This is a genomic window from Rheinheimera maricola (assembly GCF_016918075.2).
GTDB classification, from domain to species: Bacteria; Pseudomonadota; Gammaproteobacteria; order Enterobacterales; family Alteromonadaceae; genus Alishewanella; species Alishewanella maricola_A.
Window position 1 is genome coordinate 274,841 of record NZ_JAERPS020000005.1, and the last position, 25,072, is coordinate 299,912.

General features: G+C 46.8%; 30 protein-coding genes and 1 pseudogene. 14 read left to right on the forward strand and 17 right to left on the reverse strand.

Going from position 1 to position 25,072, the window contains the following annotated elements; genetic code table 11:
* Positions 1-122: 122 nt before the first annotated feature.
* Both cysZ and I4W93_RS14715 read left to right on the forward strand, forming a co-directional pair.
* Entirely contained in the window at positions 123-884 is a 762-nt protein-coding gene (gene cysZ / locus I4W93_RS14710; protein WP_205312322.1) for a sulfate transporter CysZ, read from the forward strand.
* Between the two features lie 117 nt (positions 885-1,001).
* Entirely contained in the window at positions 1,002-1,865 is an 864-nt protein-coding gene (locus I4W93_RS14715) for an ADP-polyphosphate phosphotransferase (protein WP_205312323.1), read from the forward strand.
* A gap of 39 nt (positions 1,866-1,904) precedes the next feature.
* Here I4W93_RS14715 and I4W93_RS14720 read toward each other — a convergent pair whose 3' ends face one another.
* The 10 genes and pseudogenes from I4W93_RS14720 to I4W93_RS14765 all read right to left on the reverse strand — a co-directional run bounded on the left by I4W93_RS14720 (position 1,905) and on the right by I4W93_RS14765 (position 10,799).
* Positions 1,905-2,072: an NADPH-dependent FMN reductase family protein gene (locus I4W93_RS14720; protein WP_224673471.1), complete on the reverse strand. Its 168-nt coding sequence runs from the start codon at positions 2,070-2,072 to the stop codon at positions 1,905-1,907.
* Positions 2,073-2,202: 130 nt separating this feature from the next.
* Positions 2,203-2,667 carry a hypothetical protein gene (locus I4W93_RS14725; protein ID WP_205312324.1) on the reverse strand — a complete coding sequence of 155 codons (465 nt, stop codon included), beginning with the start codon at positions 2,665-2,667 and terminating at the stop codon, positions 2,203-2,205.
* 2 nt (positions 2,668-2,669) lie between these two features.
* A complete protein-coding gene (locus tag I4W93_RS14730) occupies positions 2,670-3,485 on the reverse strand; it encodes an RHS repeat domain-containing protein (RefSeq protein WP_205312325.1) in 816 nt (271 codons plus the stop codon).
* A 176-nt stretch (positions 3,486-3,661) separates the two neighbouring features.
* Positions 3,662-4,090, reverse strand: a complete 429-nt coding sequence (locus I4W93_RS14735) for a hypothetical protein (protein ID WP_205312326.1) — start codon at positions 4,088-4,090, stop codon at positions 3,662-3,664.
* 4 nt (positions 4,091-4,094) lie between these two features.
* Positions 4,095-4,697 (reverse strand): annotated as a pseudogene (locus I4W93_RS14740) (polymorphic toxin-type HINT domain-containing protein); the annotation flags it as partial.
* A 15-nt stretch (positions 4,698-4,712) separates the two neighbouring features.
* The gene (locus tag I4W93_RS14745) at positions 4,713-8,480 is read right to left on the reverse strand and encodes an RHS repeat domain-containing protein (RefSeq protein WP_205312327.1); all 3,768 of its coding nucleotides are present in this window, start codon (positions 8,478-8,480) and stop codon (positions 4,713-4,715) included.
* A gap of 45 nt (positions 8,481-8,525) precedes the next feature.
* A complete protein-coding gene (locus tag I4W93_RS14750) occupies positions 8,526-8,990 on the reverse strand; it encodes an RHS repeat domain-containing protein (protein WP_205312328.1) in 465 nt (154 codons plus the stop codon).
* Between the two features lie 257 nt (positions 8,991-9,247).
* Positions 9,248-9,688, reverse strand: coding sequence for a flavodoxin (locus I4W93_RS14755; protein ID WP_205312329.1), 441 nt, complete (start codon positions 9,686-9,688; stop codon positions 9,248-9,250).
* The gene (gene truC / locus I4W93_RS14760; RefSeq protein WP_205312330.1) at positions 9,670-10,482 is read right to left on the reverse strand and encodes a tRNA pseudouridine(65) synthase TruC; all 813 of its coding nucleotides are present in this window, start codon (positions 10,480-10,482) and stop codon (positions 9,670-9,672) included. The genes I4W93_RS14755 and truC overlap by 19 nt, the downstream gene beginning before the upstream one ends.
* Positions 10,479-10,799 (reverse strand): YqcC family protein, encoded by a 321-nt coding sequence (locus I4W93_RS14765; RefSeq protein ID WP_205312331.1) that lies wholly within the window; start codon positions 10,797-10,799, stop codon positions 10,479-10,481. The genes truC and I4W93_RS14765 overlap by 4 nt, the downstream gene beginning before the upstream one ends.
* Before the next feature lie 127 nt (positions 10,800-10,926).
* On the opposite strand from I4W93_RS14765, the gene I4W93_RS14770 reads away from it, so the two are divergent.
* On the forward strand, positions 10,927-11,223 hold the full coding sequence (locus I4W93_RS14770; RefSeq protein ID WP_205312332.1) for a DUF3301 domain-containing protein: 297 nt from the start codon (positions 10,927-10,929) through the stop codon (positions 11,221-11,223).
* Here the strand turns inward: I4W93_RS14770 and I4W93_RS14775 are convergent.
* Both I4W93_RS14775 and I4W93_RS14780 read right to left on the reverse strand, forming a co-directional pair.
* The gene (locus tag I4W93_RS14775; RefSeq protein WP_205312333.1) at positions 11,220-11,537 is read right to left on the reverse strand and encodes an Mpo1-like protein; all 318 of its coding nucleotides are present in this window, start codon (positions 11,535-11,537) and stop codon (positions 11,220-11,222) included. The genes I4W93_RS14770 and I4W93_RS14775 overlap by 4 nt on opposite strands.
* Positions 11,538-11,555: 18 nt before the next feature.
* Positions 11,556-12,206, reverse strand: a complete 651-nt coding sequence (locus tag I4W93_RS14780; protein WP_205312334.1) for a GNAT family N-acetyltransferase — start codon at positions 12,204-12,206, stop codon at positions 11,556-11,558.
* A 135-nt stretch (positions 12,207-12,341) separates the two neighbouring features.
* On the opposite strand from I4W93_RS14780, the gene I4W93_RS14785 reads away from it, so the two are divergent.
* Positions 12,342-12,569, forward strand: a complete 228-nt coding sequence (locus tag I4W93_RS14785; protein WP_205312335.1) for a DUF2789 domain-containing protein — start codon at positions 12,342-12,344, stop codon at positions 12,567-12,569.
* Positions 12,570-12,667: 98 nt separating this feature from the next.
* Here the strand turns inward: I4W93_RS14785 and I4W93_RS14790 are convergent, their stop codons facing one another.
* Positions 12,668-13,027, reverse strand: coding sequence for a DUF3192 domain-containing protein (locus I4W93_RS14790; protein ID WP_205312336.1), 360 nt, complete (start codon positions 13,025-13,027; stop codon positions 12,668-12,670).
* A gap of 176 nt (positions 13,028-13,203) precedes the next feature.
* On the opposite strand from I4W93_RS14790, the gene I4W93_RS14795 reads away from it, so the two are divergent.
* Entirely contained in the window at positions 13,204-13,494 is a 291-nt protein-coding gene (locus I4W93_RS14795; RefSeq protein ID WP_205312337.1) for a hypothetical protein, read from the forward strand.
* A 2-nt stretch (positions 13,495-13,496) separates the two neighbouring features.
* Positions 13,497-14,273, forward strand: a complete 777-nt coding sequence (locus I4W93_RS14800; protein WP_205312338.1) for a DUF2310 family Zn-ribbon-containing protein — start codon at positions 13,497-13,499, stop codon at positions 14,271-14,273.
* Between the two features lie 19 nt (positions 14,274-14,292).
* Here I4W93_RS14800 and syd read toward each other — a convergent pair whose 3' ends face one another.
* A complete protein-coding gene (gene syd, locus I4W93_RS14805; RefSeq protein ID WP_205312339.1) occupies positions 14,293-14,844 on the reverse strand; it encodes a SecY-interacting protein in 552 nt (183 codons plus the stop codon).
* Positions 14,845-14,917: 73 nt separating this feature from the next.
* Here syd and queF point away from each other — a divergent pair, with 73 nt between their 5' ends.
* The 8 genes from queF to I4W93_RS14845 all read left to right on the forward strand — a co-directional run bounded on the left by queF (position 14,918) and on the right by I4W93_RS14845 (position 23,273).
* Positions 14,918-15,760 carry an NADPH-dependent 7-cyano-7-deazaguanine reductase QueF gene (gene queF, locus I4W93_RS14810; protein WP_205312340.1) on the forward strand — a complete coding sequence of 281 codons (843 nt, stop codon included), beginning with the start codon at positions 14,918-14,920 and terminating at the stop codon, positions 15,758-15,760.
* A 449-nt stretch (positions 15,761-16,209) separates the two neighbouring features.
* A complete protein-coding gene (locus I4W93_RS14815; protein ID WP_224673487.1) occupies positions 16,210-17,766 on the forward strand; it encodes a GGDEF domain-containing protein in 1,557 nt (518 codons plus the stop codon).
* A gap of 33 nt (positions 17,767-17,799) precedes the next feature.
* Positions 17,800-19,158 (forward strand): nucleotide 5'-monophosphate nucleosidase PpnN, encoded by a 1,359-nt coding sequence (ppnN, locus tag I4W93_RS14820; RefSeq protein WP_205312342.1) that lies wholly within the window; start codon positions 17,800-17,802, stop codon positions 19,156-19,158.
* 3 nt (positions 19,159-19,161) lie between these two features.
* On the forward strand, positions 19,162-19,974 hold the full coding sequence (gene xni / locus I4W93_RS14825; protein WP_205312343.1) for a flap endonuclease Xni: 813 nt from the start codon (positions 19,162-19,164) through the stop codon (positions 19,972-19,974).
* A 1-nt stretch (position 19,975) separates the two neighbouring features.
* On the forward strand, positions 19,976-20,398 hold the full coding sequence (locus I4W93_RS14830; RefSeq protein WP_205312344.1) for a DUF3192 domain-containing protein: 423 nt from the start codon (positions 19,976-19,978) through the stop codon (positions 20,396-20,398).
* Complete coding sequence (locus I4W93_RS14835; protein ID WP_205312345.1) at positions 20,388-21,800, forward strand: hypothetical protein; 1,413 nt, start codon at positions 20,388-20,390, stop codon at positions 21,798-21,800. The genes I4W93_RS14830 and I4W93_RS14835 overlap by 11 nt, the downstream gene beginning before the upstream one ends.
* Positions 21,801-21,962: 162 nt before the next feature.
* Positions 21,963-22,970, forward strand: coding sequence for an isocitrate dehydrogenase (locus I4W93_RS14840; protein WP_205312346.1), 1,008 nt, complete (start codon positions 21,963-21,965; stop codon positions 22,968-22,970).
* Between the two features lie 69 nt (positions 22,971-23,039).
* The gene (locus I4W93_RS14845) at positions 23,040-23,273 is read left to right on the forward strand and encodes a VF530 family protein (RefSeq protein WP_205312347.1); all 234 of its coding nucleotides are present in this window, start codon (positions 23,040-23,042) and stop codon (positions 23,271-23,273) included.
* 146 nt (positions 23,274-23,419) lie between these two features.
* Here I4W93_RS14845 and I4W93_RS14850 read toward each other — a convergent pair whose 3' ends face one another.
* The 3 genes from I4W93_RS14850 to I4W93_RS14860 form a co-directional block, all read right to left on the reverse strand.
* Positions 23,420-23,929: a hypothetical protein gene (locus tag I4W93_RS14850; protein ID WP_205312348.1), complete on the reverse strand. Its 510-nt coding sequence runs from the start codon at positions 23,927-23,929 to the stop codon at positions 23,420-23,422.
* An 86-nt stretch (positions 23,930-24,015) separates the two neighbouring features.
* Positions 24,016-24,480, reverse strand: coding sequence for a DUF2846 domain-containing protein (locus I4W93_RS14855; RefSeq protein WP_205312349.1), 465 nt, complete (start codon positions 24,478-24,480; stop codon positions 24,016-24,018).
* A gap of 109 nt (positions 24,481-24,589) precedes the next feature.
* Positions 24,590-25,054: a hypothetical protein gene (locus I4W93_RS14860; RefSeq protein WP_205312350.1), complete on the reverse strand. Its 465-nt coding sequence runs from the start codon at positions 25,052-25,054 to the stop codon at positions 24,590-24,592.
* Positions 25,055-25,072: the final 18 nt, after the last annotated feature.

Consider the following 25,072-nt stretch of genomic DNA (forward strand, 5'->3'; position numbering starts at 1 on the left):
GCCACAGCTCTGTTACAGCGTTATATTCTGTTACCAAAAATCCAGCTGCAGTACAGCGTAGTTTAAGCTAAACACTTTATACTGCCGACATAGCAGTTGCTGATATCTTAGCTGAGGTTTTAATGTACTACTTTTTTCGTGGCCTTAGTTTGATCCACACCAAAGGATTGAAACGTTTTGTGCTAGTGCCGCTATTAATTAATCTGGTACTGTTTTCTTTTGCTTTTTATATTCTGTTGGCCCAGGTCAATGCCATGGTTGCTGCGGTACAGCTTTACCTGCCAGCGTGGCTGCACTGGATGGAATACCTGCTGATCCCGCTTGGTGTTATGACATTAGTTATCGGCTTAGCTTACAGCTTTACCATGGTAGCCAATTTTATTGCCGCGCCCTTTAATGGCTTGCTCAGTGAAAAAGTAGAAGCGTATTTATCCGGACGTGTGTTGCCAGATACCGGAATAGCCGGGTTTGTTAAAGATGTACCGCGTATGCTCGGCCGTGAATGGCAGAAGCTACTATACGCCCTGCCCCGGGCCATTATCCTGTTTGTGCTGTTTTTGTTTCTACCGGTGGCAGGTCCCATCCTGTGGTTTTGTTTTATGAGCTGGTTGCTGGCAATTCAATATGCTGACTACCCGTACGATAACCACAAAATTGACTTTCGTACTATGCGCCAGCAGCTAAGAGCTCAACCGGGTAACAGCTTTGCCTTTGGTATCACAGTTAATATTGCCTGCATGATCCCGTTGTTTAACCTTTTTGTTATGCCGATAGCGGTATGCGGCGCCACCGCGATGTGGGTCGACAAACTGGCTGCACAAAACGATCCGGCATTAAAAGCTCCGGGCGCAAAGGCTTACAACAAGTTAGATAAGTACTGTTAGCTTTTCAGTAAGGGGTGCCAAGCTAAACCCTGGCCCTGTCGCTTCGAGCGTCTATGCTTGGTACCACAGTCAGTACTTACATGCCTGTACGCTCTCTGCGCACAAAAAGGAAATATCATGAAAATTAAGCCGGATGATTACCGCGTGCTACCAGGCGAGAATGTTGACCTGTCGCAGCGTCCAACTAACATTGAGCCAGTTTACGACGACAAAAAAGCCTACAAAAACATGTTGCGTCAACAGGTCGGCGACCTCAGTGAGTTACAGCGGCTGCATTACGCGTCGAACAAATATGCTTTATTAATAATTTTTCAGGGCATGGATACGGCCGGCAAAGACAGCGCCATCCGGCATGTGATGTCAGGCGTCAATCCACAGGGCTGTCAGGTATTTAGTTTTAAACAACCCAGTGCAGCAGAGCTTGAGCACGACTTCCTGTGGCGCACGGTCAAACGCCTGCCGGAGCGGGGACAGATTGGCATATTTAATCGTTCTTACTACGAGGAAGTACTGGTAGTGCGGGTACACCCGGAGCTACTGAAAGCACAAGGTTTTCCCAACGATGTCCTCGCCGGGCAAACCATCTGGCAACAGCGCTTTAAATCAATAACGGCTCTGGAAGCGCATTTACACCTTAACGGTACCCGGGTAGTTAAGTTCTTTTTGCACTTGTCTAAACGGCAGCAGCGCGAGCGGCTTTTGGCCCGTATCGACGAGCCGGAGAAAAACTGGAAGTTTAGTGTCGCTGACATAAAAGAACGCGGACACTGGGACGACTATATGCACGCCTATGAAGCTTGCCTCAGCGCCACCAGCACTGCTGCGTCACCCTGGTTTGTTATTCCGGCCGATGATAAGAAAAATGCCAGGCTGATTATCTCGCAGATCGTCATCGACAGCTTACAAAGCCTGGACATGCACTACCCCAAAGTCAGCGCGACGCGGCGCCGGCAATTGCTGAAACTACGCGAGCAACTTTGACCACCGCCGTACAAGCTTCAACAAACCGAAGGCGCTTTATTACCGCACCGAAAACTGTTGCTCAAGCCACGGCAAGGCAAGCGTCTCAGGTTCCAGCGTTTCACCGGCATCGATGCGTAACATAGGCGCCAGCTCCGCAGCCTGAATTTCGAGCAGTAGTGCACGCAGCGCCTCGCCGGCACCGCAGAACGGAATCAATGGGGTCACCCATTAGCCTCTCGGAGTCAATAGAGTAACCAAACCCGCGCATACGGTTCAGTGCACGTATCTTTTCATCCCTGCAAACCGATAACTGTCGCAAAAGTCAAGACGCGACCCCATTGAATCGTTAATAAATTCAGGGAGATCTCTCAGGATCTCGCCCAATTAATTCTGATTCTAAAAACGCTAATGCCTCTTCAATAAACTCTTCGTTGTCATTATTTGCTTCGTTCAAGTTGTTTTGCAAAAATAAAATTCCGTCTGTAATTTGAGGTGTAGATAGGCTACTCATATTTTCGACAACCAAAGCCGAGGTCATTGAAACTTCGTATTCTCCAAATACTACTAACTTTAGAAACAAATCCAAGTATTTGGAACAATCGAATGTTTCACAAGCGAATACGAAAGTACCGATATAGCCTTGATTAACGTCTTTGTTTATTTCTGCAACTAAATGATCGACGATGCGTGGCTCATCAAGATCTGCGAGTGTCTTAGCAATTGCATGCTTAAGCTTTATATCTTCAGATGAGCTTAGTGTTATTAACAATTCGTCGATAGCTCTCTCACCTGAATTCATATGATCGATAGACATTTCCATTTTTACCCTTTAGGTTTCCCCTGATGAATCCAAGCATCGTATGCTTCTCGAATTTCTTCGGGGCTTGAGTCTCTGTCACCTTCTTGTTTGTAATTTTTATGGAACCACCGCCTGAATTCCTTTGGCGTACCTCTAAGTTCCCCATCTCTTTGATTTTTCTTTCCGCCCCTAAACTTATTACCCTTACTGCCTATTCTCGCTTTAGCCCCGACAATAACAATGGCAGTGATTTCTTTCACCAAATTGTTTGATTCGGCCTCACTATCAAACTCTCCGTCAGGATCTCTCTCTCCTTCAGGAACAACTTTTGCGCCTGCACCTTCGATAAGCTTTTCCATAATGGGCTCAAGCTTTTCTGTAATCCAGTCTTCCACTTTACAGGCGACTTCAGATTCGGAATTTTCTTGCGAGCACATACCAGAAGGGTCGTATTTATTAACCGGATCATTGCCGCCATAGGCATACCAGTTCATGCCATCTTCGTAGCCTATCGGGTCGGTTTGCATAAAGCGGCCGAGCTTTGGATGATATACCCGTGCTTTGTAGTGGTAAAGCTCGGTGCCGGGTATCAGTATTTGGCCGGTGTACCTAAAGCGTGAAGCACTTTGGTTTATCGGCTCGCCATAAGGGCCGTAGCGGTGGGTGGTTACTACACCGCCTGTGGCGTTGGTTTCACTGACAATAGAGCCGCGCTCGTCGGCTAACAGGTAACGCTTATTGCTGGTGCCAGTGCCGGTGTACCACACTAACGGGTCGTCATTGCCGGCGCCATGAATGTAGCGGTTTAGCAAAGCGCCGCTGGCGTTGTATTCCGCCACCAGCTCGTCGCCGTCGTATACACGGCCATGTGAGTCAGATTTCTGAAGTCCACGCTAATGGCGTAAAATCAATGAACCTGACCCTATTGATTTCTGCCTGGGATCAAATCTTGGCTTTGCTACTCAGCAGAGGCAAAAGTCAAGACGCGACCCCAAGGTTTCTATCAAGGTTTCTATTAGCAAGAGTATTTCACACAATATTTTTCCAAGTCAGGACTTAGCATAATTCGCTGCACTACATCACCTTTCAGGTAAAATTCTACTTCCTGCTCAGGTAGAAGATATTCCTTGAATTCTCCATCACTGACATCAAGTACAATCGTAGGGAAAGCTTTCAGCAAATCTGTTTCAGACATGCCAATAGGAAAAAATCCGTTGAGCTGAACAGAATGGTCAGATATAGAAAGGCCCCAGAGTCTAAAGCCCGTATCTTTATCAAAGTACAAGCCTAAGCCCATAGAGTCGTAGTAGTAAATCTCAGAACTTACCTCGTCTTTAGCATCTAAGTTTTCAATACTGTCAGGCTTTCCAAGCGATTTTAGAATGTCACTTTTATGAGTACCAAATTGTAATTCGTCGGTTCCTTTTAGTGGAAGGATATTCATGATTTTAGCTACCCTCTACTTCTTTCAATCTTCTATTTACTTTGTCTAACTGTTTCTGCTCAGATTTTATTTTCTTAGCATGTCCAGCATCAGGGCCTTTTTTCTTCTGCTCAGCATTACGATTTGTGATACTCGTTTCCAATTTACACTTTGCACATTGTAGCTTAGCTTTATCGTAACCAGCTTCAGCCACGGCTTGTGAAGGGTCCCCATCAACTCTTGTTGCACTAGGATTGTGAGTATCTTTCATCTTAATACCACAATTATGCACTAATACATTTTTCTTGGTTACATAGTATGTATGGAAATCTTCTACTGTAAAATTATAAGTAAGCGCCTGACGTTTTTCATCGATAACACTCACGACCTTCATTGGGCCGTTGCCATCGGTCTCTATCAAATCTCCTTCAGATAACTCTATAGTTGTCTTCCAGCCAGCACCAACAACATAAAACGGGTGATCATCAGTTGCTTGGACTTTTTGTATGAAGCCGTCTTCGCCTTCCAGCTTAATCTCATATATACTGCGATCAGGTTCATTAAAAATTTTAACCACTGACTTCCAGTCTCGCTCACCAGTGTCAACATTTTTAGCCCATAATTTTTCACCTAATTTTACATCCTAGATATTTTTGTAACCATCTTCAGTCAAGACTTGAGTTCCAGCGACAAAACAACAAGCTTTTTTGCCTACTCTAGCAGCTAAACCTAACCCTGTAGCTCCCGGTATTAGTGCTCCTGCTACGTTTGCGGCTAAAGAAGCAGAATTAGTTTCATTAATACCGTTGACAGCCATATCACCCAAATCATACAAGATAAAGCCAACATCAAGTATCGTGTCTAAAAATTTACCAGTTGGATCAGTATGGTTAATAGGATCATTCCCACCATAGGCATACCAGTTCATGCCATCTTCGTAGCCTATCGGGTCGGTTTGCATAAAGCGGCCGAGCTTTGGATGATATACCCGTGCTTTGTAGTGGTAAAGCTCGGTGCCGGGGATAAGGATTTGGCCGGTGTACCTAAAGCGTGAAGCGCTTTGGTTTATCGGCTCGCCATAGGGGCCGTAGCGGTGGGTGGTTACTACACCGCCTGTGGCGTTGGTTTCACTGACAATAGAGCCGCGCTCGTCGGCTAACAGGTAGCGCTTATTGCTGGTGCCAGTGCCGGTGTACCACACTAGCGGGTCGTCGGTGCCCGCGCCATGAATGTAGCGGTTAAGCAAAGCGCCGCTGGCGTTGTATTCGGCTACCAGCTCGTCGCCGTCGTATAAAAAGGTGGTTTTACTGCCGTTTAAGGTACTGCTGTTCAACCGGCCTATAGCGTCGTAGGCCAGGCTTAGGGTAGTACCGGTTTTACTGGCACTGGTTAAGCGGTTGTGGGCGTTATATTGGTAAGCCCAGCCGTCGTGCGCGGTGGTGTTGCCGTTTAAGTCGTAACTTAGTGGTTGCCAGTTTACGCTGTCGTACTGGTTTAGCTCGTTAGGGGTAAAACTAACCACGCCAACCTGAGGTAACGCAGTTTGGTAGTTAATATTGGTGACTACCCGGCTGGTTATCTGGCTGGCCGGGTTGTAGTCAAACGAGGTGTTGTTAAGGCCGGTATGGTTGTAGGCATTTACCCGGCCTATGTTGTCATAGCCTAATACGCTGTTTTTACCATTGCCGCGGTTGATAGCGCCCAGCTGGCCTTTGCTGTTGTAGCTGTAGCTTACCAGCGTAACACTGTTGTTTTCTTTTATGCTGGTCATGGCGCCGCTGGCATCGTAACCATAGCTAATGTAGAAATTGTCCGGGAAGGTTAACCGGGTGCGGCGGTTACCAATATCGTACTGATAAGACAAGGTGCGGCTGTCGGTTTTGCTGCTTTGCAGCCGGCTTAAGCCGTCATAGCCATAAGCCACGCTGCTGCTGCCACGTACGGTTTTGCTTTGCCGGCCTAAACCGTCGTATTCAAAACTTAACGTCGACTCGCCCGGCACGGCGGTATGGGTTAGCAGGTTTAACCCGTTATAGCTGTACGTTAGCGTTTTGCCGTCACGTTTACGCCAGGTTTTCTTGTTACCGTTGCCATCATAGCTGTATAGCTCGTAGCTGCCGTCCGGGTAGGTCACTTCCTCCAGCCGGTCAAAACCATCGTATACATATTGGGTGGTATTGCCGTTGCCATCTTTACGCCAGTCAACCTGGCCATTGCTGGTGTAACCCAGCTCAATATCCACACCTTGCGCATCAGTGTCGTAGCCCGATAGGGTTTTAACCAGGCGGGAAGCGTTGTCGTATTCATGTTTTACGATACGGTCTTCACCAAACTCACCGGCACTGTCCAGGGTGCAGGCCGACGACGGCGGTGTGGCTAGCCGGTCGGGGTTCATCCGGGTAACGCTGCATTGCACGCGGTTGCGGGCATCGTAGCTGGTTTGCACCACTTTATAGATAGAAGTGCCTACTTTGGTTTGGCTGGTAATAGCCAGGCCCACAGCGTTGTAGGTGGTTGTTGCCGTCTGAAACACACTTAAGCTGGTACTGGTGGGCGAGGTGAGTGTGCCAATGTCGGTTTGGTACACCTGTGCATCCTGAGCACGGTAGGCGTAGCGTTTGGCCACCCGGTAGCCGGCCTGGTTTTTAGCACCAATGTCCCAGGTTTTACGCCCGGCACTGTCATAACGGGAATAAATAGCATCGTCACTGCCCGCCAAGGGGCCATTTTCAATGGTTACCCTGCCGGCGTTGTCGTAGGTGTAGCTGGTAACTTGAGATAGGGTGTTGGCAGCGTTGGTTTTGGTAACGGTGGCAGGTAACGATGTGTTTCCCCAGTAGGTGTAGTTTGTCACTTGCTCTTCTGTGCTACCGCCGCCGCAAATGGCCTGGTCGCATACAGACGTGCTTTGCAGCCGGTCATGGCCGTTAATTTTAACCCAGGTGTTGGTGGTAAGGCGTCTGCGGCCTTTATCATCCTGCGGCTCTAGCTTGGTTAACATGCCACCGTGTGGTGCAAAGGTGTAATCCGTTGTTTTACCATTGGCATCCGTCATGGACGTGGGGCGGAAACATTGCAGCTTGGTGCAGTTATAGATGTCATACACCGCACTTTGCACAATGTCATTCTGGCCCGAACCCGGTTTGGCTGTTAGGGTTTTAGTCGTAATGTTGCCAAGCGCATCATAAGTGTAGATTTCTTTATTGCCTTGCGGATGGGTGACGGTGTGAACACGATTGCCAATGTAACTATATTGGGTTTTATTGCCAAGGCTATCGGTGTCAGCCGTAATCATCGAGCGCTTATTCGCGCCACCGGTTACTTTAAGGTCAACGGTTCTTTTATAGTTGGACGGGCCCGTTACCACCACGCGTGAAAACTGGCTACGGGGGTCAAAGCTGGTGCCGGTAGAAGGGGTATAGGTATAGCTATAGGCTTGCCCCTGGCTGTTAACCGACGACACAAAATTGTTATGGCTTACTCCGCCATAATTTTTTGTCGCAGAGGTTACGGACAGGATGTTAGCGTTATCTGACGGCAAGCGCAGCGTATAGCTTTTTGCTGTTTCTGCGGCCCCCATCGCGCTGGTAAAGCCCGAGTAACGCCATACGCGCCCGGCCAAGTCTGTCACAGTGCCATTGCCAAAAGTATGCCTGGCCAGCGGTGTTGAAGGCGCGCTGGTTTTTGCTATGGTGGCGCTGCTAAGTTTACCCCAGCCATTGCTGCCGGTTGCAAGGTCATTCGAGGCGTAGGTTAACACCATCTGGTAACCCAGGTTCGACACTATCTTCGTTGGCCGGTGAAAGGTAATTAACGCGTTAACACTGGCGTTAAAGGCTTTGTCATAGGTAATTGCCAGTGTTTCGCCATCAGGATAAACGAACTGCGTGGCATACCAGGTGCCCTCTGCCGTTTTGCTGGCATAGGGGTCATTCCATGTCATGTACGACGAATTAGAATTGTATACTACCGTTATGCCGGTCTGCCCCTGCCGGTAAGACAGGTTGCTGTTGCTGGCATGCATATCACCTAACAGCATGGAGCCGTAGTTATCGCTAGTCGCACATTCACCATCCTGACAGGTGAAGTGTTCGGACGTTTTGCCCATATAGATAACTGAGAAAGAATTCGTTTGCCTTGCGCTGCCAGAAAGCTGGTCCCACTGCGCTGCCGTGTATTCTGTGCCGGTAATCTTGCTGTCAAATTGCTGCAGGGTTTTCAGGGTTAACCTTGGCGCTGCCGGAATGCTCAGCGCCGGAAAGTCGGGATAATATTTCCCCGACAGCAAATCCACGCTGTTAATATCCTGCGCCACATTCTGCGGTTTAATATGAGGTATTTCGTTAGCCGTGCTAAAGGTTGAAAAGAGAGCGGCAACCATGCCGGCTATATAGCGCGATGTTGTTAACATTAGCGACAGTATCCTGTTGAAAGTCTTAGATGAAGAACAATGAAGTTAATCGATTGGGCCGCCGCCACTGATACCGATTATTTTGCCGGCAGAGTCAAATTGCTCGCCCGCATAGCACTTAACGGAAACCCCTGTGGGCTGATAAATCCGCACGCTTTGTGAGCCGCTTCTTGGCAGGTACTCATAACCGCTGGTATCACCGAAGATAGCCAGGGTGCAATGCGTGGTGTTAACAGAAGTCCAGCTTACCGTAGCCAGGGCGCCTTTTGCCACCGAGGTTGGCGCGTTAAAAGACGTCACATCCGGGGTTACTGTGCTGTCAATGACCGCTGTGCGATTGCCCGCCTCATCCAGTGCATAAACAATTTCTTTGCCACTGTCGTCACCCACTTTTACCAGGCGCCCACGGGCATCGTAGTTAAATTGCGTAACATAATTTTGCGCGCCAACTGCGCCGCTTAATGCCAGCCCCGCCAATCCATACACGAATTGCAATCGTCTTAATTGCATAATGATTTACCTATTACTGTTGTGCGGGCGCATTTAGTCAGCAAAAATGTTTCAAGTCAACATTAAATGTTTTTATTTTGTGTTTAAAGTTAATTTATTGATTTTTCCGGGTGCATTAACCTGTGATTTGTATGAAAAATACACAGGTTAATGCTTTTTTGCAGTTGGGAGTGTAATTACTGGCTGTTTAACAAGATTTATGGCGCGGTAATCAGCCAAGGTTGAGGCGGTGCAGCACTAATTGCTGCACTTCGCACCTAGCAAAACTGCTGCTGTAACCACGGCAGTGCTATCGTCTCGGGTTCCAGCGTTTCACCGGCATCGATGCGCAGCATGGGTGCCAGTTCCGTGCCCTGAATCTCCAGCAGTAGTGCGCGCAGCGCCTCGCCGGCACCACAGAACATATCGTAACTGCTGTCACCCAGTGCAATAACGGCGAACTGTTTACCGGTTAACAGTGGAAAGCGGTTTTGCACGTCCAGGTAAAACGGCAGCAGATTATCGGGAATATCGCCCTGCCCCGTGGTGGAGGTTATAATGAGCCAGCTATCGGCGTTGAATGCCAGCACAGTGTCGAGCTTGGCTTCTTCAAACAAGGTTACCTCGTGTCCCTGCGTACTTAATAGCGGTAGCGCCTCTTCAGCGACATATTGTGCGGCGCCATAAACGCTGCCGACTATTACTGCGATTTTTGCCATGTTCTCTCCGTAAAATGTTCAGCAAATTGTTGCTGGTAATACCCTTCATCTACCGGCCAGCCAAATTGACTGAACAACAGTTCAAGCTCGTTCAGACCGGCAGTAAGCGTTAAAAGTTCGCCGCTAACTGGATGCGGCAATTGCAGTTGTTTTGCGACTAACAACAAACGCTTGCAATTAAAATGCTGCTTAAATAATGCATTGTGTTTTCCATCACCATGGCTGGTATCACCTACTATAGGCTGACGTAAATGGGCCAGATGACGGCGTAGTTGATGTTTGCGGCCAGTTAATGGCTGCAATGCCACTAAGCTGTACCGCGCGGCCGGATATTTGCTTACCGGTATCGGCAGCTCTACCTGCTGCAACGGCTGATAGCGGGTTATAGCTTGCTGCGGCGCCTTATCATCGCGGCTAAACTTATCGGCAATATTATCCAATTGCTCTTTCAACGGATAATCCAGCTCCCCACCCTGGGGCATAAAACCGCGCACTACCGCCAGGTAATGTTTACGCCATAACTGCTGGGTTATCTGCTGGCCAAGCAAACGCGCAACATCAGCTGACAAGGCAAATAACAATACGCCTGAGGTAGGCCGGTCCAAACGGTGCACCGGGAATACATGTTGGCCAATTTGATCCCTCAAGGTTTGCATAACAAACACCGTTTCGTGCTTATCTAAAAACGAGCGATGCACTAACATACCACTGGGTTTATCAATGGCGACTATAAACTCGTCCTGATAAATAATATGCAGTGGCTGGGTAAGCAAAAAAGGTTCAGCAGCACTCATGCCTGCTCCGACAGCACGCTATCAATGCTGGCAATAATATTAAGTAACTTACCCAAACGGCCACCACTTGTAGCAAAAGCCTGCTCAGCCATCGGTAGCACGCTTATCTGGCTGGGTAAGGCTAATTGTGCCTCCAGCAACGCTTGCATACGGGGCAAAAAAATATATTGCAGCCATTGTTGTAACGGCATAGTGTCATAACAAAAGGGCAAGCTGCTTTGCATTGCAATAGGATCAGCGGGCAATGCCGACCATAGCTGCTGTTGTTTTAGCTCTGCGGTAAGTTCATCTAACAGCCGTTGTACTACTTTTGACATTATTACCTCAAGTTCAAGCGATGTAGTTTAACATAAGCAAAAGCTGCAGCCAGCCCTTGTAAAAGTGGGTGTTAATCAGCATTATCTGGCCATAACGCAAAAGCACCACTCGTGTCGGGAGAGCCAAATGGGTTCAGTATTACTATTGCTGGCGATAAGCAGTATTTGTTACTTGTTTTGGCTACAACGAAAACAAGATGAACGTGCCATGGCTGTGGCTCGTCAACTTTGCCAACAACAGCAACTACAATTGCTGGATTGCGGCCGCAGCGGCCACAGTGTTCGCAGAATAAATGGCCGCCTACGTTTTATTACTAATTATCAGGTCGATTTTAGCGGCGATGGAGAAAGCCGTGCAGAGGCAGAATTGCTACTAAGTGGCATGCGTTTGGCAGCATTTAACTTACCAGCTTACAAGATTTAACTGGCTGGAAGTTTGCGTTTTAGTTGGCCGGTTAAAAAGTCTTTTAACATGACCCAGTCAGCAGCAAGGCTGTATAACGGGTATGTAAAGGTTGCGGGCCTGTTATGTTCAAAAACCAAATGCCCTAACCAGGCAAAACCATAACCAATGCATGGCAGCAGCCACAACAATGGCCATTGTTGCGTAAACAACGTAAACGACAATACCGCCAGTACCAAAACACTGCCAATATAATGCAAAGCGCGGCATAGCGGATGGCGATGCTCAGTTAAATAATACGGGTAAAACTGGGCGAAACTCGTAAACTTGTGCATCGACATTACCTTATTAGCTTACACGGCAAGCTGCTGCCGTTGACGAAACATTAAGGTGCCACTGACAGTGTTAAATGCCAGTTCAGTTACAGGCTGGTACTGATCATCGGCAAAAAATGCTTTGTACTTATCTAATGTAACAAACACACCAATACCTGCAGATTGCTGATCTTTATCAACAATAGAATCGACAGCATGAATAAGATAATGCCCCAACCCCAGATGCTGATGCTTCGGTGATACCGCAATAAATGCCAGCATATGGTATTGCTCTGCTGGCATAGCAGCATGAATTTTCTGCTCTTTGTCTAATAGTTGCTTTGTCGAAACGTAGCCTGCCGTTAACAGCATTTTTAAACGCCAGTGCCATAACCGGCTGGCACCGATACCAGAGTCTGGGGCAATTACACAAGCCACGCCTAGCAACTGCTCACCGTTGAACAAACCAATTATTGGCTGCCTCGCCTGCCAAAAGGTATTAAGCTCTTCGCGGATTGCTGCCCTTAAGCGTTGCTCGTAATCTGATTTGTCGGCACGAAAAATCTCCATAAATAATGGATCGTCATAGTAAGATTGATATAGCAAAGATGCCGCCAGCTTCAATTCATCTGCACTGAGTAAAATAGCTTTGAGCCGTTCCAGCTCAACGGTATTAAGTTCCGCTAACATAGTTGTCCCTTTATTATTGTTGTTTTTATATCCACAATATCAGTAAGGTTTGTGCTTGCCAAGCAGCGGATAACAGCAAAAATCAGCAAAACTGGCTATGCTTTAAACTCAGCAGCAATAAACTGGGAGGAATTTGTGGATACGTCAGCACATACACTAGGTACATTGTTTGCCCAACTTGGCTTGGAAAGTAACGAAAAGGCTATTGTACAGTTCATAAGTCAACATAAGCTGGTTGCCGATGTGGCTATTCAAGACGCGCCGTTTTGGAGCCCATCTCAGGCCAGTTTTTTGCGTGAATCGTTAAAACAAGATGCTGAATGGTGTGAAATTATTGATGAATTAAATGCCCTACTGCATTAAACAAAATGCAGTCTGCTATGCAAACCCTTCTTTTCGACAAATCGGCCAGTATCCAAATACTACCGGCTCAGTAGCGTGTGCCACTGAGCCGGTCAACATTATAAATACTGATAAGCTTTTTCACCCCAGCCGGTTAAACGGTTTTGTTTAAATACCAGCGCGGTGCATTCTTCCTTAGTGGTTTTACCATCGCTTTTATGGTGATGGGTGCGATAGAACAACACCTGCACCGTTTCACCGTCTTTATTGAAAGCTTCAGTGAAATCTGGCGTACCTAACAGGGTACGAATATCGTCTGCGCTCATTTGCAAAGTAAGCTTGTTAATCTGCTCCTGATTATAACGCTGGCTCTTTTTCCAGTTGTTGTCATCATCAAAATCATGGTCGCCACCAACAGCCACTACACATCCAGATAAACTTACTGCCAAAGCTGCAGCAACAAATACTTTCGCTAACATATTGATTTTCCTTTGTTGTTTTATTAATCGGCCAATGCCGCACCATCACGGCTATAAAAGCAAAGAGCATGCCAGCCATTAAACCAAATAAAAACAATGCGTTACGAAAACAACGCTACTCCTGAACGCAAAACAATGGTAAATTCCACCACTAGTTAGTCAAACAGGCAAATACCATGACAGATGCCGTACAATTGCTGCAGCAAGTCGCTGCGGTACTGCAACAAGAGGGTAAAAGCCCAAGCCTGGCACTATTTCGTGCCCGCCTGGCCGGCAGGTTACCGCCACAGCAATTATTTGCTGCCTATCAGCAATGGCGCAACAATCCGCTTGTTGCTGATATTGGCTCGGTGAGTGAGTCGACTGCTGCCAAAGCGAGCTTACCAGAGCCTGACCAGCAACTGGCTCAGACATTGGCGCGCATTGAAGCCAAGCTGGATTTGCTGTTAAGTAAGCTGGAGCGCTAAAAGTGTATTTGGCAGAGCTGAAATTTAAAGTTATTGCGGATACCGATTTTAGTCGCGCTGAAGCGGCTATCCGCAGGTATATCGAAAGCTTAATTTTTAATGGTCAGCTGTGGGGGCGCGAGTTTCCTACCGCCTGGCAGCAAGATAGTTTCAACAGCCGGGTTGTGCTACCGGCAGAAGATGCTCTGCTGCAAAAACATCATAGCCCAAGCGCTCTTGTGGCGTTACAACAGCTTTCAGGCGCCGGATTGGCTTATCCGCAGTGCCAGATACTGGGCATGGATCTGATGTCTCAACATACCGACCCCTGCCAGCAAGCCCCCTTTTATATATTGTACAGCCGTTTTAGTGATAGCTGTTCGCCAGTACGCTGCGGTGAACATTTTGCGCCAGTACCGCTATATCAACTGGCAACGGCTGAACCGGATCACGAGCGGCTTATCCGCTGGCAACTGCAGTTTCAAGCGCTAGATGAGATCCAAATGCAACAGAACCGGGTGCTACGTAAAAGTGCCGAACGTAGCATGCAACAATTACATAGCCGTTTAAACAAGCAGGGCCGGCGCCTGGCACGCCAGCTGGAGTTGGCCAATAAGGTGCCCGTTTACTATGCATTGTACAGTGGCAGCAGCGCGCACTGTGCCCAAGAAGCAGATAAAGCATGCCCTGGCTGCGGCAATAATTGGCACTTAAACCAACCCTTGCATCAACTGTTCGACTTTCAATGTGTGCCATGCCGTTTATTAAGCAACATCGCCTGGGATTGTCAAAATGCTTAGTCAGCAAAGACAATAACCCTCAAAGCCCATCGTAGCTGCAAGGCGTTAGCTGCGCGATAAAGCTGGCCAGGTTATCTGACAGTTTTTCAGTGACTTCCTGGCCAACGTGCTCAAGAAACACCTCACCGCTACTATTTAATACAGATAACAAAATATCATCATCTTCGGTAGTGGCAAAAAATACCGTTTCCCGCTGTTTCAAACGCCGCTTCATTATAATGTGGCCGATAATATTTTCCTGTAGTCGTTTAACATCTTCAGCATTCCACACCATCAACAACATTAACTTTCCGCGCGTATGCTCAGCGGCCAGACCGGCACCATAAAATATTTGATAGAACTGCTTAATATCCTCATGCAGCGTTAATTCCAGCGCTTGTTCGACATTACTGAAGTCGGCCTGTGGCTGCTGCAACTCTGGCTGCCACAACACGGTATTATCTTGAATATCACCCCGTTGGCAGGGTGACGGGCTGGCCGGATCGACCCAGGTGGTTAAAGTCAATTGTTGCTGTTGATACCAATCTACTACCCGCTGGGTAAATTCAGTGTAATTGCTTGCTAGCGTCACGCGACCTTCCATTAAACTTTATGATAAACTTACGCCATTGTAGCGCTAACCTAATGTGATGACATCAACAGACATGACCAGCCAGCACTCAGATCTTCTTGCCGGGTTAAGCCTGGGTAAAATTACTGCCTACGCCGATAAATACGATGCAAGTTTACTGCAAGCCGTACCACGCACGTTGGGCCGCGATGATATTGGTCTGAATGCGACTACTTTGCCGTTTGTTGGCCAGGATATCTGGCACGGTTACGAGTTATCCTGGCTCAACGCCAAAGGCAAGCCGATGGTGGCCTTGGCTACTTTTGTCGTACCCTATGACTCCGCTAATTTAATTGAATCCAAGTCTTTTAAGCTGTATCTGAACAGTTTTAACCAAAGTCGATTCGCCGATTTAGGCCAGGTATATCAGCATCTGCAGCGTGACTTATCAGCCTGTGCTGGCAAGCAAGTAAAAGTAAGCCTGCACAATGTAAATGAAATTATGGCCTTTCAACCGACTTGGATCCCAGGGCGCTGCATCGATGACCTGGATATAGAGATTGATCAGTATCAGTACGACGCCAGTTTGCTGCAGTTACAACCAGACGGCGATCTGGTAGAAGAAAAACTGCACTCTCATTTATTAAAGTCTAATTGCTTGATCACCTCGCAACCCGACTGGGCCAGTGTTTACATTCACTATCGTGGTAAAGCCTTGGATCATGAAAGCCTGCTGCGTTATTTGATTAGCTTTCGCAGCCACAACGAGTTTCATGAGCAGTGTGTTGAGCGTATTTTCAGCGATATTTGGTCGCGCTGTCAGCCACAGTTTTTAGCGGTGTATGCTCGCTATACCCGCCGTGGCGGCCTGGATATTAATCCCTGGCGCGCCAGCGAACCCTACATCCCACCCGCCATTCGCCTGAGCCGACAATAATCTGTTCTGTTACATACCGAGTTTCATACCCATTATTGAAAAATGCACTGCGCCGGACAAAATATCAGTAACTTGCAGCTACTTTTATGAAGGAAATTGGCAATAAACAACTTGAAACTGAAATAGCACAAGAAACATTACCAGCAAACTTTCAAAAAAGTGGCTTTTCTGTTTAAATACTCAGCGTCTGGTAGATGGACTGTCAGGCAGGAGTTCCAACAAGGAATGCTGATTATGCAATATCTGACCTCTGACGAAGAACAATCCTGGTTACCTTACTATCTGTGTAAGAAGTAAATCAGTAATAATAATAATTCCCTACCACAACGAGCCTTCAGGCTCGTTGTTTTTTTGCTACAAAGCGAAATTTGTACAATCAATGATCGCAATTATTGCTTTTGCCGATATACTTAAATTTAAACAGAGATTTAACCGCGAATGTCCAGGTGGTGGTTTTGCAAGAAGACACACAACAACAGCTGAAAAATGCCCTAAAAGCACGCAAATCGCTGGAAGCCACTTACGAGGCTCAGTTTAAAATACTGGCACAATTTGTCTCGCGGTTGTCGCTGGCTTGCAAGGGAGTAGATGTTGATCTGGACAATCGACTGGCCAAATTACGTACAGAGTTAAATCGCGGTACCGATTTAGAAAAATTATTACCTTTTATTGAAGGTACCAACGAAATCTTAAAGCAGCTTGAATCAAAGCAGCAAATAGATGTTAAAAAGATTCAGCAAGGCCTGGCTGAAGCCGGTAAATTATTACAACAGCAAAAAGGTTTACCTGACCAACTGCGTCGTGAACTGAGATTACTATTAGGCAAGGTTGAACAACCCTCCGCTACTGTGCATGCTTTTTTACCACATCTCACTGATTTAACTAAACTTTACCAGACTGCACTACAAGCAAAACAGCAGTTGGATGCATCTAACGGCGCTGATGACGACCGTTATGGCCATATTTGCCGGCAAATTAGTGTAGAGTTGACCAATCTTCTCAGTGAGTTAGCATTTGCCGAAGATAGCGCCAGCGAAATGGATAATATTCGCCAGAGTTTACTCGATAAATTACCCATAGATTCGCTGTTAGAAGCCTGCTTGAAAACCATCAGTATTATTATTAACAGCATTAACCGCGAACGGCAGTCAGCCGAGCACTTTTTACTCAAATTAAACGATGCACTATCCAGCGTGCAGCAAGCTGTTGTGTCATCAGTGAGTAGCTCCTCTGAGCTGAAACAGAAAATGCAGTTGCTCAATCAACAGATAGAACTGCAAATAGAACACTTAGGCGAAGCCAGCCAAAAAGCCACGTCTTTGGAGCAATTGAAAAGCCTGGTTAACGATAAATTGTTAGCCATTACCAATTCGTTACGCGAAAAAGAGCAGTTGGAGCAACTAGAGCGTAATACGCTGTTGTTGAGCCTGAGTGATATGGAACGCCGACTTAATGAGCTGGAGACCGAAGCGGTTACGTTTAGAAAGCGTATCTCTGATCAAAACTTCCGTAGTTTGCAGGATGCACTAACCGAAATACCCAACCGCGCGGCGTTCGACGAACGCTACTTGCTGGAAATCAAACGCTGGCAGCGCTATAAAAAACCGCTGTGTGTGGTATTAGCCGATGTTGACCATTTCAAAAGTATTAATGACAACTATGGCCATAGTGCCGGCGATAAAACACTGAAAGTGATTGCTAAAACACTGAAACTCAACCTGCGTGAAACTGATTTCATTGCCCGATATGGCGGCGAAGAGTTTATTTTATTATTTCCGGAGACGGAACTAGCCGAGCTTGAAGTACCGCTCAATGCGTTGCGAGAAAAAATTAAAAAAATCCCATTCAAATTTAAAAATGTCAGCGTACCTATCTCTATCTCTTTCGGCGTAACACAAATACTAACATCCGACTCAGGACGCAGTGCGTTTGACCGGGCCGACGAAGCATTGTACGAAGCCAAAAAAGCGGGCCGCGATAAGGTTGTCTTTAAGCCTGGTAGCTGATAATCCCAATAGTAAACATGTTAAGGAGCACATATGCATGTGCAGCTGAACCCGTTAGGGTCTATGGACTTATTGTCACAGTTAGAAGTTGATCATTTAAAACAGAATACCCAGCAAGAAGCCTTCCGTTTGTTTCGAAACTGCTGCCTTGCCGTGCTTAATGTCGGTAGCCATACCGATAGCTCCGCTGAAATATACGAGCAATATCAAGATTTCGCCGTAAATCTACTTAGCCGAGAGCGCGGCATCAAAATTGAATTATTTAACCCGCCATTGAGTGCTTTTGTTGACGGCCAGATTATCAAAGGGATCCACGAACATTTATTTGCCGTGTTGCGCGACATTCTTTTCTACCACAGCCGCTTACAAAGCCACAAAAGCTGGTTGGATTTAAACAACAGCGATCATATTACCCACACGGTGTTTGATATTCTGCGTAATGCCCGCGTAATCGATGCGCGTAACGAACCCAATATGATTGTGTGCTGGGGTGGCCACTCAATCAATGAAGCAGAGTACAAATACACCAAAGAAGTTGGCTATGAACTTGGCCTACGCGGTATGGATATTTGTACCGGTTGTGGTCCAGGTGCCATGAAGGGACCAATGAAAGGCGCAACGATTGGTCATAATAAGCAGCGCCGCAGCACAGGCCGTTATCTTGGCTTAACCGAACCCGGCATTATTGCCGCGGAGCCGCCAAACCCTATCGTGAATGAACTCGTGATCCTGCCTGACATTGAAAAGCGACTGGAAGCTTTTGTCCGCGTAGCGCACGGCATTATTGTGTTTCCGGGCGGCGCAGGCACAGCAGAAGAGTTACTGTACCTGCTTGGAATTATGCTGCATAAAGACAATCAGCAACAAACATTGCCTATTATTCTCACTGGTCCAAAACAGAGTGCCGCCTATTTTAGTGAAATCGCCAGCTTTATCGGTGCAACACTTGGCGAAGCAGCATTAAAGCTGGTTGAGATTATCATTGATGATGCACCGGCCGTAGCGCGCAAGTTAAAACTGGCGGCTGCCGATGTACGTCACTATCGAAAATCTGTTGGCGATGCTTACCATTTTAATTGGACGCTACAGATAGCGCCGGGCTTTCAACAACCTTTTATCCCAAATCACCAGAATATGGCCGCACTTGACTTGCACCTGAACCAAGACAGCGCAACACTGGCGGCTAATCTGCGTCGGGCTTTCTCAGGCATAGTGGCAGGTAACGTCAAAGACGAAGGCATTAAAGCTATTCGTCAGCACGGTCCATTTCAACTAAGTGGTGAGCCCAAACTAATGCAGATGATGGATACCTTGTTACAAGCCTTTGTTGAGCAAGGCAGAATGAAATTGCCAGGCAGTAAATATGAACCCTGCTACCGGGTTGTGCGTTAAAAAATGGCACATTTGTTGTTGATAGATGCGCTTAATCTTATCCGGCGCTTATATGCTGTGCAGGAACGGCCTTATCTGCCGCTAGCCGACGATGTCGCTGATGGCACTAAACAGCAGATTATTCGTAACACCGAAGCCATGCTGCACCAGGCGCTAACGCGACTGAAACAAGAGTTGCAACCCAGCCATGCGTTATTAGTATTTGATGGCCGTGACAGTGAATGGCGGAAGCTGTTGTACCCGCAGTACAAAGCAAACCGTAAACCCATGCCTGCCATTTTGGCCGATGCATTGCCAGAGATAAAACAACAAGCAGAAAACATCGGCTTTAAACATGTGCATCAGGATCAGTTCGAAGCCGACGATGTCATTGCCTCGATCGCGGTTAAACTGGCACAGCATGGGCAGCAAGTTACTATTGTTTCGACAGACAAAGGCTTTTTGCCTTTGCTGTCTGACTATATTCACATTTATGACGCTTTTGGCCGCCAACATCAGACAATTGCAGCGGTACAGCAAAAATTTGGCGTGCCACCCGAGCAGCTGGTGCGTTACTGGAGCCTGGTCGGCGACAGTACCAACAACATTCCTGGCGTGAACGGTATAGGCCCGAAAGGAGCCCATGATTTGCTGGCATTGGGCGCAACCCTGTCCGATGCGTTGGAACATCCAGACTGTCATAGAAAGCTTAGAGAAAAGATTTTAGTCGATAAAGAGCAGATAAAAAATTTTATGCAAATCCTGACGCTAAAAACCGATGTCCAGGTAGGATTAAATTTGCAGGATTTTCGCCTTCAGTCCAAGGAGAAAAGCTGATATGCCCTGGGCGCCAGCTACACCGCTACCACAACGCCGTAAATGGCCATTTTTTGCCTTTGGCCTATTGGTGTATTTGCTGCTTACTGCTGCAGTATTACTGTGGTATCAGGATGACGTTGAGCAAATGGCCTGGATGGACAGAGAAGTGTTTAATCATAAGATAATTAACCAATACCAGCTTAGTGACAATATCAGCCAGGACATGGTGATACAGCGGCTTGGTACCCCGGATATCACAGCAGCCGTACAGCACGACAACGCCGTGTACCAATTACTGTATTACCGCACACATCGCAATGCCGCTGACGGTATCACCACCACAGATGAATGCACTGCATTGTTATTTAAACAACGTCGGTTGCTAGCAAAGGGTGATGCAGCCGTGCAGCAATACGCCGCAGTAAGCATCGATGACAACTGAGCAAAACACTTGGCCGCATTATCTGAGCCTGTATCAAGATTCCGTAGCAGAACTAACCGTCGCCCCAACAGCAGCAAGGCTATTTAAAGTTGCAGTTAATTTAACCAAACAGCGCTTAGCGTTAGCACAATCGACCACACTGGCAACGCTAACAGATTGTACTACGCCACTGCCGGCTGCTGTTTGGCAGACAGAGCTACTGCTGTATTACGCCGACTTTTACTCACTTTCCATGCCCAACCGCCAACCGCTGCTGCTAGCAGGTTGGTGTAGCGCATTGTTTGCTCCAGCACACAGTCTAACTGCCGGGCAGACTAAGGTACCGCGCGCCATGTTGCTGGCTAGCGCACAGTATTTAGCAAGCTACCCTGCCGCACAAAGCATAAGCCGCTTGCTTGGCCGCAGCTATCCTGCTGAGCGAAAACTGCCGATGTGGCGTCAAGACTTGCTAAGCCTGCTACTGACCGAAGTAGATTATTTACGCCAGGCAAACGCTGGCAAACTGCAGCAACAACTGGCGCAGCGGCTAATGTTCAGCAGCAGTGAATACGAGCTGGCGTTACTGCGACCTCTGTTACAACAACCGGAGCCGCAGTGGTTTACAGCGAACCAACCAGACAACCTTGCAAGCACCGTTATCGAGCAACTCATTCAACAATCTACTTACCAGCAATTGAGCCTGGCGGATAACCGCACGGTAGAACAAAAACTATCGAAACACCCCGAGACTGCGAGCACGGTTCTGGCCATCGCGTCGAAACTAAACCGGCAACATCAGCATGTTGACAGTATTCGTCTGGCGCTTGGCATTATTGGCCGGGATAATTTGTCCGCTGTACTGGCCCATGCAGAGCTAAATAGCTATCTTTCAGGCCTAAGACATCCCTGGCAGCAAGTGTTTTCACAATTCGGTGCTTGCCTGGCGCAGGCCTTGCTACTGTCACTGCCACAACCAATCAGTGCCATAACATGTCAGTTGTTGGCGAGCTGCATAATTGCACCACTATGGCAGGACGACACCTACCCACGCAGCGCGCTGATCAGTCAACGACCAAAGCAGTTTATTTTCCGTTTTACACCGCAAACTACACTCCAAAGTAGCGCCTGCTTAGCGCAGATAATCGCTTTGCTACAGTTATATCAGTTGCCACAGTACCTCGATGCAGTCTGTCAGTGGCATCAGCATATCGAGCAGCAAACGTCGGCAGCATTAACGCCCCCCAGCGAAGCGTTGCACCGCGCCTGGCATTGCAGCTTGCTATTATTTTGCGACCCGGCGTCTACCACCTCAGCCTCTTTGCAACCTCAGACAAACAACAGTATTGCATTAGATAACAGCGTATTACTGCAACAACTGGCTGAACTTAGCCAGTGCCACATACCGCTTCAGCTTTCATTGTAGTTTTATTACAACATTCACCCCCTAAATACCTGATATAAGCCGACAATATATGGTGAACATCCGACAAACTGGCACTTTTGGCGGAAAAATGCTATATTCTGCGCCGTTTCCAGGCCCGCCAGAGGCCATCTTCCAGAATAATTACGACAGCTAAGGATCCCCATGAGCAAGCAAATTATCACTGTCATTAAAGGCGATGGCATAGGCCCAAGCATTGTAGAAGCCGCTATTGAGGTATTAGATAAAGTAGGCTGCAATTTTGATTATGAATATGTTGACGCAGGCTTAACGGCGCTGGAAAAAACCGGTGAGCTGCTACCGCAAGCAACATTGGATGCGATAGCGCGCAATAAAATCACCTTAAAAGGCCCATTGACAACGCCGGTTGGTGATGGCTTTACTTCAATTAACGTTACACTACGCAAGAAATTTAATTTGTACTCTAACGTGCGGCCGGTTATCTCGTTTAAAGGCACAAAGGCACGTTATGAAAATATCGACATTATCACCATTCGGGAAAATACTGAGGGCATGTACTCTGGCCACGGCCAGGTGGTTTCTGCGGATGGCATGGTAGCGGAAGCAACCAGCATTGTAACCAAAGACGGCGCCCGCCGTATTGCCGAATTTGCCTTTGAAACAGCGCGGCGTGAAAAACGTAAAAAAGTGACTATTGTTCACAAAGCCAATATTCTTAAATCAACCTCAGGTTTGTTTTTGAAAACCGCGCGTGAAGTAGCAAGCCATTATCCGGATATCGAAGCACAGGAAATGATTGTTGATAATGCCTGTATGCAGCTGGTAATGAACCCACAGCAATTTGACGTTATTGTTACCACCAACCTGTTCGGTGATATTTTATCTGACCTATGCGCAGGCTTAGTTGGCGGCTTAGGTATGGCCCCTGGGGCCAACATTGGCGCCGATTGTGCAATTTTTGAAGCTGTACATGGCAGCGCACCAGATATTGCTGGTAAAAACCTGGCCAACCCAAGTTCAGTGATTTTAGCGTCGATTCAGATGCTGGAGTATTTAGGTATGCAGGACAAAGCAGAAAAAATACGTAGCGCGCTGGCTGATGTTATTGCAACTGGTGATCGCACTACGCGTGACTTAGGTGGCAGCTTTGGTACCACCGACTTTACCGCTGCCGTTTTAGAGCGCTTATAAGCTAACGCTTTGCTAGAATAGCCACCTTAGCGTGGCTATTTTTTTGCCATCAACAATAGAGGGCACTTCATGTCTCAAGTAAATAATCCACTACACGGTGTTACGCTGGAGCAGATTGTAACGGCTTTGGTTGACCATTATGGCTGGCCAGAATTGGCAAAACGAATAGATATCAACTGCTTTAAGGTCAATCCGTCAGTAAAAAGCAGCCTGAAATTTTTACGCCGCACGCCCTGGGCCCGCGAAAAAACCGAAGCGCTATTTATCGCCACTAATTTACATGCTGATCTGCATCAGGAGTAACCCTGAAAAGCTATTTTAAGTGACGTAGAGGGTCTTGTCGGCCATGCAACACACGCATAATCTCAACCTTGTTAGCAATGACCCGGCTAAACAAGGTAACTCGCTTACCCACTCGTGGTTTCTCAATACCATAATACATTATGTGTTCATTCGGCAGACTCGTGACAATTACCATAATATTCAAACTCTACCGGAGACAATTGTTTAGTATTTTCATCCGCCTTAAATAGCTCAGCCTTGCATGATCTTGAAAACGAATGAAGTTCACCAGAAACTTTAATTTCATAACTCTCATTTGCTTTGGGACTAAATGAGGTGTAGATAGCGCAATTAACTGGGCCAGCAACTGACAAAATCATAAAAGTATATTTCTTATCTATTGACAATTTTACACCGTCTGGATTCAACTCAGAAATTAGTGGATTGCCCTTGTCTAAAACCACAAGTCTTGCACCGCTATCAGAGCCAAACGATTTGCCACAGGGTTCTTCTTCTGTATGAACATTTACAAATGTTGAGTACCCAAGAAAAGGTGCTTCAAAATCGTGTTTAAATAGTAGCTTAGAAGAGGGTGTATCAGTTGGCGGTTCTGCATAATCCGGCAAACCAGCACATCCAGCGACTAGGCATACCAATAAAACAATGTTAAATCTCAAAATAACTCCTCAGGAACACATAACGCCGCAAGCAGCGGCGAGCGTTAGCGAGTCCAGCACCGAAGGTGCGATGCTGGCATGCCTTGTTAGTTTTTCTTAGTTTCACGCAACTCTTGCTTTGCGGTTTCTGGATTGACCAATCCAAGCGAGTAATTACCAGAAATACTGGCTACACCACCAAGATATGCTGCGTTACCAAGCTCAGCAGTTAAGCGAACAAAATAAGTGTTATTGGCTTGAACATCGAGGGAGATTTGCAATGGTCCAGCACGCCAGTTGGACATAATGCCGCCCTCTTTGACTGCGATTATGGTGTTACCTGGATTAAGGTCCAATACATCGAAGCCACCATTACTGATTTCAAAACTGTCTACCCCATTTATCTGTACCGTAGGAGCAGCGGCGCCATCCAGCATGGCCCAAGGACGATAAAAATACACTTTAGCTTTATTTACCTCAGGCGCTTCCGTTTGAGTAAATTTGGGGCCTGTAGCACTACAACCAGTAAGAGACGCAATCATAACTAACGAAAAAATAAACTTCTGAAACATGTACAAAGCTCCATCTCTACGAAAACTAACGCTCGCCTAAACGGCGAGCAACTTGTTGCGAGTCCAGCGGCCGCAGGCCGCGTTGTTTTAGGCGATTGTTAGGCATACATTAACCGTGGTGTCGGCGAATATGCTTTATTAAACCTGATTCGTTAAATTCTAATGAGACAATATTAGTTGTAGTATATTCAATGGTTTTATCTAAATGTGCAGGCTTAACTTTACCCATTTCAGTCATTTTTATAAAAACAACATTAGCACCTACCATAATTTCGTTTATCTCAATATTACTGTTTACAACTTCATCTTTTAGTTTACTAATCATATCCTCTCGGAGTTTAGATTTATCTGTATAAGTAAATTTAAATTTGACGTGTTCATCAATGAAATCATCGGCTAGCAACGATATAAAGTATTCTATTTCTTTAGTTGTTGTATTGGGCTGTTGACGCGCATTTTTTGCTGCTACAAATGTCTTGGCTTTTTCGATTAACTGATCTGCCGTGAACTTGTCATTTGCAGAAATTGAAAAAGATAAAATAAGGGATATGAATACTAAAGTTAATTTTTTCACTGAACTATCCTTGTATGC